This is a genomic window from Streptomyces hydrogenans, assembly GCF_014656075.1.
GTDB lineage: Bacteria > Actinomycetota > Actinomycetes > Streptomycetales > Streptomycetaceae > Streptomyces > Streptomyces hydrogenans.
Map to the genome: position 1 here is coordinate 1 of NZ_BNBS01000191.1, position 10,070 is coordinate 10,070.

The 10,070-nt window shown below is 73.7% G+C and carries 10 protein-coding genes and 2 pseudogenes; 3 read left to right on the top strand and 9 right to left on the bottom strand.

What is annotated here, in order from left to right; translation table 11 throughout:
- Positions 1-214, top strand: a pseudogene (locus IE321_RS39060) (hypothetical protein); the annotation flags it as partial.
- A gap of 60 nt (positions 215-274) precedes the next feature.
- Here IE321_RS39060 and IE321_RS39065 read toward each other — a convergent pair.
- The 3 genes from IE321_RS39065 to IE321_RS39075 form a co-directional block, all read right to left on the bottom strand.
- Positions 275-1,108: a class II glutamine amidotransferase gene (locus IE321_RS39065; protein WP_190226419.1), complete on the bottom strand. Its 834-nt coding sequence runs from the start codon at positions 1,106-1,108 to the stop codon at positions 275-277.
- 103 nt (positions 1,109-1,211) lie between these two features.
- Positions 1,212-2,147 (bottom strand): ion transporter, encoded by a 936-nt coding sequence (locus IE321_RS39070; protein ID WP_190226420.1) that lies wholly within the window; start codon positions 2,145-2,147, stop codon positions 1,212-1,214.
- Positions 2,148-2,550: 403 nt separating this feature from the next.
- The gene (locus IE321_RS39075) at positions 2,551-3,111 is read right to left on the bottom strand and encodes an EF-hand domain-containing protein (protein WP_190226421.1); all 561 of its coding nucleotides are present in this window, start codon (positions 3,109-3,111) and stop codon (positions 2,551-2,553) included.
- Positions 3,112-3,212: 101 nt separating this feature from the next.
- Here IE321_RS39075 and IE321_RS39080 point away from each other — a divergent pair, with 101 nt between their 5' ends.
- Complete coding sequence (locus IE321_RS39080; RefSeq protein WP_190226422.1) at positions 3,213-3,629, top strand: cupin domain-containing protein; 417 nt, start codon at positions 3,213-3,215, stop codon at positions 3,627-3,629.
- Between the two features lie 223 nt (positions 3,630-3,852).
- Positions 3,853-4,368, top strand: a pseudogene (locus IE321_RS42585) (putative RNA methyltransferase); the annotation flags it as partial.
- A gap of 35 nt (positions 4,369-4,403) precedes the next feature.
- Here the strand turns inward: IE321_RS42585 and IE321_RS39085 are convergent.
- From IE321_RS39085 to IE321_RS39110, 6 genes are all read right to left on the bottom strand, one after another.
- Entirely contained in the window at positions 4,404-5,642 is a 1,239-nt protein-coding gene (locus tag IE321_RS39085; protein ID WP_190226423.1) for an ATP-grasp domain-containing protein, read from the bottom strand.
- On the bottom strand, positions 5,639-6,709 hold the full coding sequence (locus IE321_RS39090; protein WP_051842107.1) for a glycosyltransferase family 2 protein: 1,071 nt from the start codon (positions 6,707-6,709) through the stop codon (positions 5,639-5,641). Before IE321_RS39090 ends, IE321_RS39085 begins: the two co-directional genes overlap by 4 nt.
- Positions 6,702-8,114 (bottom strand): class I adenylate-forming enzyme family protein, encoded by a 1,413-nt coding sequence (locus IE321_RS39095; RefSeq protein ID WP_190226424.1) that lies wholly within the window; start codon positions 8,112-8,114, stop codon positions 6,702-6,704. The genes IE321_RS39090 and IE321_RS39095 overlap by 8 nt, the downstream gene beginning before the upstream one ends.
- Positions 8,104-8,352 (bottom strand): acyl carrier protein, encoded by a 249-nt coding sequence (locus IE321_RS39100; RefSeq protein ID WP_043224379.1) that lies wholly within the window; start codon positions 8,350-8,352, stop codon positions 8,104-8,106. The genes IE321_RS39095 and IE321_RS39100 overlap by 11 nt, the downstream gene beginning before the upstream one ends.
- 80 nt (positions 8,353-8,432) lie before the next feature.
- Positions 8,433-9,392: a 3-oxoacyl-[acyl-carrier-protein] synthase III C-terminal domain-containing protein gene (locus IE321_RS39105; RefSeq protein ID WP_190226425.1), complete on the bottom strand. Its 960-nt coding sequence runs from the start codon at positions 9,390-9,392 to the stop codon at positions 8,433-8,435.
- Between the two features lie 20 nt (positions 9,393-9,412).
- The coding region (locus IE321_RS39110; protein ID WP_373316664.1) for an MFS transporter at positions 9,413-10,070 on the bottom strand (658 nt) is incomplete at its 5' end.

The window sequence follows — 10,070 nt, forward strand, 5'->3', positions numbered from 1 at the left end:
CCGGACGGCCCTCGGGGTGCCGCTGCGCCGGGCGGGCCTCGCCGACGCCGCCGTGCTCGCCGAGGGCGTCGCCGCGGAGGCGGACCGCCGGCCGCGGGATTCCTTCGGGCGGCTGGTGGACGCCTCCCCCGACGCGTACGCCCGCGCGTGGCTGGCCTCGGCGGTCCACCTGGACGCCGCCGAGCGGGCCCTGGTGACCGCCTCCTGGTCCTGAGGGTGCCGTGGGCGCCCGGGCCGCGTGTCCTCCTCGCCGCGCGCGGCGGGCGGGGGGGGGTCAGGCCGGCGCGGGCGTGAAGCGGTGGAGTTCGTCGGTGCCGGGCTGGACGACGCCGTAGCTGTTCTCCGGCACCTCGTTCCAGGCGCCGTGCAGGTCGCCGAGGGGTTCGGAGACGATGAGGCGGGTGTCCTCGGACAGGCCCCTCAGGAAGCCGATGTCCGGGTGGAGGCGGCGCAGGGCCTCCACGCGGCTGCTGTAGTACAGCGAGCGGGAGGCGCGCGCGCTGGAGTAGCGGAAAGCCCAGACGCGCTCGCCGTCGGTGAGGGCGAGCGTCATCTGGAGGGGGTGCTCCACGCCGCGCGCGCGTCCGACGCGCTCCACGACCCCGGCCATGGCGGCGACCGCGGCGGGCGGGTCGCGGTCGAGGCCGAAGGTCAGCGCCAGGTAGAACATCACCTCGGAGTCGGTCGTGCCCTCGATGTCGGCGTACAGCCCGGGGTCGACGAGGAGGGTGAGCTCGCGGCGCAGGCGGGGGAACTCGGCGATGGCGCCGTTGTGCATGAACATCCAGCGGCCGTGCCGGAACGGGTGGCAGTTCGACTGCTGTACCGCCGTGCCGGTCGAGGCCCGGATGTGGGCGAAGAACAGCGGGGAGCTGACGTGGTCCGCCAGCTCGCGCAGGTTGCGGTTGTTCCAGGCGGGCCCGACGTCCCTGAGGAGCGCCGGGGTGTCGATGTGCTCCGAGTACCAGCCGACGCCGAACCCGTCGCCGTTCGTGGTCTCCACGCCGAGCTTGGAGTGGAGGCTCTGATCGATCAGGGAGTGGGCGGGCTGGTACAGGATGGTGTCGAGCAGTACGGGCGTGCCCCAGTAGGCGAGCCATCGACACATGCCCGATCACCTGGATCCCTGTCGGCTCCGCGCGCGTCGTCCCGCGCGCCGTCCGGCCCTCTCATTCTCCGCACCGTCCCGCCCTGACGCCACAGCGGGCGGGTCAGGCGACGGTCGTCATGCGCTCCCGGTCGTGGGGGGCGGGCGGGTGCGCGGCGAGGGACTGCTCCAGGGTGTCGAGCGCCCGCCGCATGCCGGCGATGCGGTCGGCGAGTTCCCCGGTGTCCGGTTCCGCGGGGGAGGTCGCGGGGCGGGCGTCGGCCCCGGTCCTGCCCGGGTCGTTCGCGCGGCCGGCGGTGTCGACGGCGGCGGCGACGAAGTCGCGGGCCTCGTCGAGGCCGTCGACGACGACCCCGATGAGGACGTTGACCAGGACGAAGGAGGCGAGCAGGACGTAGGAGCCGTAGTAGAGGATGCTCAGGCGCGAGATGGCGAGCCCGTTGTAGATGGCGTCCTGGAGGCCCTCCAGGGTCATCAGCAGGAAGAGGGTGAGCAGGGCGCGTCCCAGGGAGCCGAAGTGGGCCGGGTCGTGGGAGCCGAAGCAGACCCAGCCGACCATCGCGTAGACGTAGAGGATGACGGCGCCGACGAAGAGGAAGCTGACGGTGCCGGGCAGGCTGCGGGAGACCGCGATGAAGAGGATCCGCAGCTGGGGCAGGAACCGGGCGGTGCGCAGGACCCGGACCATGCGGAGCAGGCGCAGCACGGTGGCGTTCTCGCGTACGAAGGGGATGTAGGCGCAGGCCACGACGATCAGGTCGAAGACGTTCCAGCCGTCGCGCCAGAACTCCTTGGGCCGGTCGGCGTGGGCGCCGAGGCGCAGCAGCATCTCCAGGGTGAAGAAGGCGAGGCAGCCGTGCTCGGCCGCGCGGAGCTGGACGGCGTGGTCTCCGGCGAAGCCGCGGTAGGTCTCGGCGCCGAGCAGGACGGCGTTGCCCAGGATCACGGTCAGGACGACGAGGGAGAAGGCGGGGGCCTCTGTCACGGAACGGCAGGATGCGGCGATCCGGACCCGGGTGGGTGCCGGGGCGGTGGTCATGGGGTCTCCGAGGGGCGGGAGCGAGGACGGGCAGGCGGTGCGGGAGGGCGGTGGGAGGGGGTTTCCTGCTTGTCCTAACGCGCCGGGAAGATCACGGGCTGCGGGGTTCCGGGGAATTGGGGGAACGATTCATCCGCGACGGGGAAAGACCGCGCATCGGGCCCCCTTCGGGCCGCCCGGTCCGTGACCAGCCCCGCCCAAGATCGTTAACTCCGTCCCGCTCGCGCCCGACAACGACGTCGCGAGACGCCCGGCCGGGCCGCGCGGCCCGGTGCCGGGACCCGGACTCGTTCCCGTACGGCCGCCGTCTGTCCCGGCGTCGAGCGTCGCTCCCGCGCGCCCGTCGTCGCGGACGGCGGGACGGAGCCGCCCGGCCTTTCGTGCCGGGGGCGGGCGGGGTGCCCTACGGGCGGCCGGGGCGGCCCATCCACCAGTTGCCGGGGGCGTCCGGGTCGGTGCTCGCCCAGAATTCGGTGATGGCGCGGACGAACTCCTCGGCCGAGAGGGAGCCGTCGCCGTCGGTGTCCAGGTGGGTGAACGCCTCGTCGGCCTCCGCCTCGGTGAGGCCGGGGAAGTGGCCGCGCTGGAAGACGAGGAACTCGGCCGGGGAGACGCGGCCGTCCCGGTCGGTGTCGGCGATCTCCAGGAACACCCGCGCCAGCGCGCCGACGGCGGCCGCGGCGGCCTCCGGGTCCTCGGCCAGGCCCGCGGTGGAGGTGATGAAGTCCTTCCTGGAGATGGCGGTGGCGCCCTCGGGCAGGTGCGGGAGGTGCAGGTCGCGCCAGATGCCCAGGTAGGCGTCGACGATCCGCCGTTCGCCGTCCGAGCCCTCGGCGTGGCCGAGGGCGGCCGCCACCCGCCGGCCGCACAGCACGTGGTCGTGCTCGGTGAGCAGCCCGTCGCCGTCCACGTCCAGGTGGTCGAAGCCGTGGCCGATCTTCATGACCAACAGGTCGGTGCCCACGCGGTTCCTCCATGCGGAAGTCGTCGTCCGTACAGCCGTGTTCGGTGGCCACCGTATCGCCGGCGGAGGGCGCGTTCGGCCCGCTGATAGCGTCCCGTCGGGTGAACAGCAGTGTGTACGTGGGGAACGCGGGCGCGGACGCCGCGCTCGACAAGGGATGGCTCCTCGGGCACTTCAAGGAGCCCGGGAGTCCTCGCCACAGCGAGGACGTGGAGATCAAGTGGGGGGTGCATCCGCGCGGTGAGGAGCGGGCGCTGTGGGCGCGGGGCGAGGTGCGTACGGCCCTGCTGGTGCTGATCAGCGGTCGCTTCCGGGTCGAACTGCCCGGTCGCAGCGTGCTCCTGGAGCGGCAGGGCGACTACGTCGTCTGGGGGCGGGGCGTGGACCACTCGTGGGTCGCGGAGGAGGACTCGGTGGTGCTGACGGTGCGCTGGCCGTCGGTTCCCGGCTACGCGGTCGTGGAGGAGGGCGCCGGCCAGGTCGGGTCTCCCCCGCTCTTCCCGGGCACTGGGGCATGACGGTCTCCGCCGTGCTCGTAGACTTGTGACGTGGCATTCATGAGCACCCCGCACTGCTGCTTCCTGTAAGGGAAGGCGCTGAGGGCGACGCCGGAGGGCGCCGCCCTCCTCGGTGTGCCTGCCGCGCGAACCGCGTCCCGATGCTGCCGTTCCTTTCCGAGGCAGTGACGCCCTGATCGCGCAGGCACGATCCCCTCCCTTCACCTCCTGCCAGGAGTGCCTCGTGCCCATGACGCTTCCCCCTGCCCTCGATCTCTCCCTCGATCTGCTGCGCTGCCCGACGTGCCGTACGCGCCACCTGCGCCCCGACCACGGTGCACTGTGCTGCCCGGTGGGCCATGCCTTCGACATCGCCAGGCACGGCTATGCCGGCCTGCTGACGGGCACCCGCGTCACCAGCGGCGACGACGCGGCCATGGTCCAGGCCCGGGACCGGTTCCTGTCCACCGGCGCCTACTCGCCGATCCGCGAGGCCGGGGCCCGCCTGGCGGCCGACGCCGTGTCCGGGCAGGGCACGGTGGTGGACGTGGGATGCGGCACGGGCTACTACCTGGCCGGCGCACTCGACCGGCTGCCCGGCGCCCGTGGCCTGGGGCTGGACACCTCGGTGCGCGCGCTGCGTTCGGCAGCACGAGCCCACCGCCGAGCCGCCGCGGTGGCCTGGGACGTCTTTCGTCCGTTCCCGCTGGTCGACGGGGCGGCCGATGTCGTGCTGGACGTGTTCGCCCCACGCAACCCGGTCGGTGGGCGGGCCGGGGCCGCGCGGAGAGACGGTCAGTCGACCGGGTCGATCACCGTCTCTGCGCGCGCCCAGGACTCCAGTCGGTCGAGGGTGCCGAGGACGTCCGCGGCGCGTTCCCCCACCGCGAGGCCCGAGGCGAAGTTCTCGGCGCTCACCTTGGCGCGGCCGAGGACGGCGCCCACCCGGGCCCGCACCCGGAAGTCGACGACGCCGGGGATCTCGCACGGGCCGGGGAGGGCGCGGACCGTGCCGTGGCGCGGGGGGAACCGGAGGAGTCCGGCGATCCGCGCGGGTTCCGTCGGGATCTCGGGCAGCGGACGGCCGGCGAGCGCCTTCACGTACAGCTCGGGCAGCGAGACGCCGAAGCCCAGTTCGAGGGATTCCTCGATGCGTCCGCCGCCCATCCGGCAGCCGATCTCGTTGAACACCAGCTCGCCGTCGGGGGTCCGGAAGACCTCCGCGTGGAAGAGCGTGGTGTCCGGCGTGGGCAGCGCGGCCAGCGCCCTGGTCGTCAGCTCGCGCAGGGGTACGAGCAGGGGGTCGTCGGCGTCGAGCATGCAGCTGCGCACGGGCTCGCCGGAGAGCGCGCCGAGGCAGGTGGCCCGTCCCTGGGTGGAGGCCCACACGAGCCGGGGGACGGAGTCGACGACGATGCCGTCGACGTGGAAGAGCTCGTGGTCGAGGTAGGTCTCGGCGAGCAGCTGCGCCGCGTCGTCGGTGCCGAGCGCCGGGTTCGCGGCGGCGTACGCGCGCAGCTCCGCCTCGTCCCGGAGCACGGTCACGCCCATGGATCCGCCGCCGCGCCGGGGCTTCACCACGACCGGGTAGCCGTGGCGGCGGACGAAGTCGACGAGCGAGGTCGCGTCGGGCACCGGGGCGAACGGGGCGAGGGGCAGCCCGGCGGCCAGCAGGGCCGGCTTCATGGTGAGCTTGTCCCGGTACGCCTGGGCGCTCTTCACGGACTGGCCCGGCAGGCCGAGGAGTTCGCGGAGGCGGGCGGCGCGGAGCAGGTCGAACTCCCCCAGGGCGACGATCCGGTCGAAGCCGTGGGTCGCGTGGAGCTCCAGGACGTCCAGTTCCAGGGCGGCGTTGTCGTGGAAGGCGTCGACCAGGCGCACCTCGTCGTATCCGGCGAGCTGTCGCTCCCTGCGGTCGGGCTCCACGCTGACGGACCGGGCGTCGGTCACGAGGACCGCACGGTGTTCGGGTCCGAGCCAGTCCTGGTAGGGCCTGCGGAGCAGTGCCGCGCGGTTGAGGACGAGGTGCTTCATGCGTGGTCTCCGGTGGTTCGGGTCGTGTGCGGGGTGCGCCGCGGCCGCACGTGGGGGCCCAGGATCTCCAGCGGGTCCGGGGGTGTCACCAGACGTCGCAGGTGGGGGCGGGCCTCGCGCCGCCAGGGGCGCAGGTGGTGCAGGCGGAAGCCGGGGAAGAGGCGCCGGAAGCCGGCCAGCCGCTGCCGGGTGGCGGACCGGCCCACCGGGACGGTGTGGAGGAACATCACCGTGATCAGGCCCTGCCGGACCCGGCGCGGCAGCGTCGGGTCGTCGGCGAAGTGGGCGAAGGCGTTGCGGTGCCCCCACCACAGCATCTCGGCGCGGTCCGCGTAGCGTTCCCGCGAGCCCTGCTCGCCGGTCGGCGCGTCGGCGGAGTGGGCCAGAACCTCGCCGAGGTGGTGCACCCGGGGGTAGCGGCGGGCGATGCGCCACAGGAGCGTGCCGGAGTACCCGAGGCCGAGGCGGTGGGTGTCGTCGGCGAGCCGGGCCGGGATGCGCTGCTCGAACGCCTCCAGGGCGTCGGTCCTGCGCATGAGCACGCAGGAGGTGGTGACGGGGACGAGGTCGGCGATCGGCGCCGACCGGTGGAGGAAGTCGTCGGCGGCTTCGTCGGTGTCGGTCGGCGCCGCGTAGCAGGTGTTGGCCCGGTCTCCGGTGTGCCAGGTCATCGCCGAGTACACGAAGCCGACGTCCGGGGAGCCGTCGAGGACGTCCACCGACCTCCGCACCGCTTCGGGGGCGATCCAGTCGTCGGAGAAGAGGAGCTTCACGTAGGTGCCGCGCGCCAGCGTGAGGGCCTTCCACCAGTTGTCCGTCTTGTCGAGCGTGGTCTCGTTGCGGACCACCCGGACGCGGTCGTCCGTGGCGGCCCGGCGCAGGGCGACGTCGGCGCTGCCGTCGGTGCTGGCGTTGTCCACCACGATGATCTCGATGTCGCGGAACGTCTGCTCGCAGGCGCTGCGCAGCGCGCGTTCCAGCTGCGCCTCCCGGTTGTAGACGGGAATGCAGATGCTCACGCGCGGGGCGGCGGCCCGTTCCGGGCGCGTGGCGTCGTCGCTAGCCACGGGCGGGCCTCCGTCGGGCCAGTTCGGCGGCGGGGCGGCGGTCGGTCTTGCCGCCGGGCAGCCGGGGCAGCCGGTCGACCGTCACGAAGCGGCGGGGCACCTGGTGGGCGGGGAGCCGCGCGCCGAGTTCGCGGTGGAGCGCGGCGCGGTCGGGCGCGCCCGGGCCGTTCGCCTCGACGACCGCGACGAGGGTGGTGACGCCGGGGACGAGTTCCGAGGCGACGCACACGCAGTCCCCTCCCGCCAGCAGCGGCCGGAGCGCGCTCTCCGTCTCCTCCATGGAGACCTTCTTGCCCAGGATCTTGACCACGTTCGACAGGCGTCCCTCGACGACCAGCGAGCCGTCGGCGGCGCGGTGTCCGTGGTCGCCGGTGCGGAGCCGGCTGCCGGGCGCCACCGGCCGGATCCCGGTGTCGTCGACGTAGGCGCGCAGCATGGCGTCCCCGCGCAGGAGGATCTCGCCCTCCGTGGCCTCCGGCGCGCCGTCCTCCCCGGTCCCGGTGCCGTCACCGGCGTCGAAGGCGAGTTCGACGTCGGGCAGGGGGTGACCGGCGCCGAGTCCGGCGGGGCCGGGGGCGAGGAGGTCCACCATGGTGGCGCGGGAGAGTTCGGTCATGCCGTAGTGCATGCCGAGCCTGGTGTCGGGGAGGAGCCCGGTCAGGGCGCGGCGGTGGCCGGCCTCCATCGGTTCGCTGCCGATCTCCAGGTACGCGAGCCGGTCGGCGAACCCGCCCAGCGCGCCGGGGTAGCGGTCGAGGAGGATCTTGACCTGGGTCGCGATGAGGGCGAGACCGGCGGAGGGGTACGCGACGGCCACCGCGAAGAGGCCGTCGGGGGACTCCAGGCGGTCCACCAGGCGCACGCCCCGGCCCGCGGCGATCGCGCAGCGCAGCCGGCCGAGGCCGAAGGAGTGGCGCAGCGGCAGCGTGAGGATCTCGGTGGCGTGGCGGGCGTCCCCCATGAAGGCGTTGATCCGCCGGGCCTTGCCGTACATTCGGTGGCCGTCGAGGAGGACGGCCTTGGCCCGCGAGGAGCTTCCCGAGGTGAACATCACCTCGGGGGCGGCCAGGCCGAGCCCGCGCACCTCGTCCGCGCGGGCCCGCAGCAGGTCGGCGATCTCGGAGGTGAGGGCGGTGCCCTCGGCGACGACCACCGGGGTGTTCGCCCTGGCGGCGGCGAGGTAGTCGAGCGCGAAGCCGAGTTTGCCGTCGGCCTGTTCGTCGAGCACGGTCCAGGCGTCGCCGGAGGCGGCCAGCGCCGCCGCCCTCCGGTCGACCTCGTGGAGGGTGGCGGCGTAGTCGAGCCGGTGGTCGGCGTCGGCGAGGGCGGGCGCGTCGGGGCGTTCCTGGGCATGGTGCAGGAGCGCCCGGTACAGCGGGCCCTCCCCCGTCGCGTCAGCCCGCATCGGCGCGCCGTTCGACGGAGGCGATGAAGTCGCCGAGGGTGCGGCAGTCACGGATGTCGGCCTCGCCGAGACGGACGCCGTACAGCTCCTCGGCGTTGACGATCAGTTCGATCTGGCTGACCGAGTCCCAGTGCGGGGTGTCGGACAGCGGGGCGTCGAGGTCGACGTCGGCGTCGGCGGCGAGGTGGGTGATCTCGCGGTACACGTCGATCAGGGACTGGGTGGCTCGGGCGCTCATGCGGCGCTCCCCTTCGGGCTCGGGGTGGGTGGTGGCGGGTGGCGGCGGGTCCGACGGCTCGGGGCGGTCGGGCCGGCGTCTCAGTCGGTGTGTTCGAGCACCATGGCTCCCCAGCTCATGCCGGAGGTGCCGAGCACGAGGAGCCGGCCGCCGGTGCCGCGGGGCCGGGAGCGGTGGTACTGGTGGAGGTTCACGAGGCTGTCGATGCCGATGACGTGGGCGTGGTCGGCGAGGCTGTCCAGCCACACCCGCTCCTCCGGGACGCCGCACAGGCGGCCGTACTTGACCATGGACGCGCGTCCGAGGTTCTGCACGAAGACCTGGGTCAGGTCGCCGGGGCGGGTGCCGGTCTCGGCGAGGAGCCGCTCGACGGTCTCGCGGATCTTCAGCGCCTTGAGCGTGAAGTAGCGCGTCTCGTCGATGGTGCCGTCCAGGTCGCGGAAGTCGCTGGGGTTCACGTAGTCGACCCGGTGCCCGGCGATGCGGTACGCGTCCGGTCGGCCGGACTCCGCCGTGACGAGGAAGCCGGTGGCACCGTCGCTCTGCACGTGGAAGGCGTGCGGGACGCGCGGGCTGTACTCGTTGGCGACGCCGGCGACGACGCCCAGGGCGACGTTCGCCTCGCCCGAGCGGATCGCCATGGCCGCGAGGTCGACGCCGCTGAGGAAGGTGGCGCAGTTGTACATCGACAGACCGACCATGCGGCCGGGGCGCACGCCCAGCTGCTGGACCAGCCAGCGGATGTCGGGCTTCTTCCACTCCTCCTCGTTGAGCATCCAGTTGTTGCTGCTCTGGATGTTCGGCTCGATGGCGTAGGTGAAGAAGTCGATCGCGTCGCGCGCCTCGGTGAAGGCGGGGTGTTCGCCGACGGCCTCGTGGCACAGCGAGAAGACGTCCCGGTCGCTGACGCGGACGCGTGCGTAGCCGTACGAGCGGTAGCGCTCCGCCTGCTCGGCGTCGATCCCGGCGACGTCGTCGAGGTCGTACGGGTCGCCGAGCGCGACGCCGAGCGGGACGAAGTACAGGTCCTGGGTGGTCATGGTGAGGAGGTGCCTTCTGCTCAGGAGGTACGGGTGGGGGGTGCGGCGCCCGCGGCGAGGAGCGCGGGCGACTCGGCGGGCCGCAGGCCGGCCCGGCCCACGGGGCCGCGCCAGGCGCAGAGCCAGACGGCGGTCTGGACGGCGCCGGCGACCAGGAAGATCGCGGCGGGGCCGAGGGAGGAGGTGACGACGCCGCCGACCACGGCGCCGACGGGGTTCAGGGCGAAGCCGACCGTGCGCTGCACGGAGACGACCCTGCCGATGTACGCCTCGGGGACGACGTCCTGGCGGTACGTCCGCCACGGCACGACGATCGCGGAGGTCGCGAGCCCGCTGAGGAACAGCGCCGCCGACAGCGGCACGGTGGCGTGGGACAGGGCGGGCAGGCCGAGCGCGAGCGCGAGGACTCCCATGCCGGCCGCGACGAGCGGCCCCGCCGGCCACCGGCGCAGCAGGGCGGGGGCGAGGACCGAGCCGAGCAGCGCGCCGCCGCCCTGGGCGACGAGGGCCACGGCCAGGCGGGAGGTCTCGGATCCGGTCGGCCCCGCCGTGAGGAAGGCCAGGTTGGACTGGACGGTCAGCATGGCGAAGTTGGTGACGGTCAGCAGGACCGTGCCCCACAGCACCGCCGGGTTGGCGGCCAGCACCCGCAGCCCGGCGACGAAGTCGGGCCGGATC

Coding starts and splice junctions, on each gene's coding strand:
- IE321_RS39065 (WP_190226419.1), bottom strand. CDS start 1,108: ATGTGTCGATGGCTCGCCTACTGGGGCACGCCCGTACTGCTCGACACC.
- IE321_RS39070 (WP_190226420.1), bottom strand. CDS start 2,147: ATGACCACCGCCCCGGCACCCACCCGGGTCCGGATCGCCGCATCCTGC.
- IE321_RS39085 (WP_190226423.1), bottom strand. CDS start 5,642: ATGAAGCACCTCGTCCTCAACCGCGCGGCACTGCTCCGCAGGCCCTAC.
- IE321_RS39095 (WP_190226424.1), bottom strand. CDS start 8,114: ATGCGGGCTGACGCGACGGGGGAGGGCCCGCTGTACCGGGCGCTCCTG.
- IE321_RS39100 (WP_043224379.1), bottom strand. CDS start 8,352: ATGAGCGCCCGAGCCACCCAGTCCCTGATCGACGTGTACCGCGAGATC.
- IE321_RS39105 (WP_190226425.1), bottom strand. CDS start 9,392: ATGACCACCCAGGACCTGTACTTCGTCCCGCTCGGCGTCGCGCTCGGC.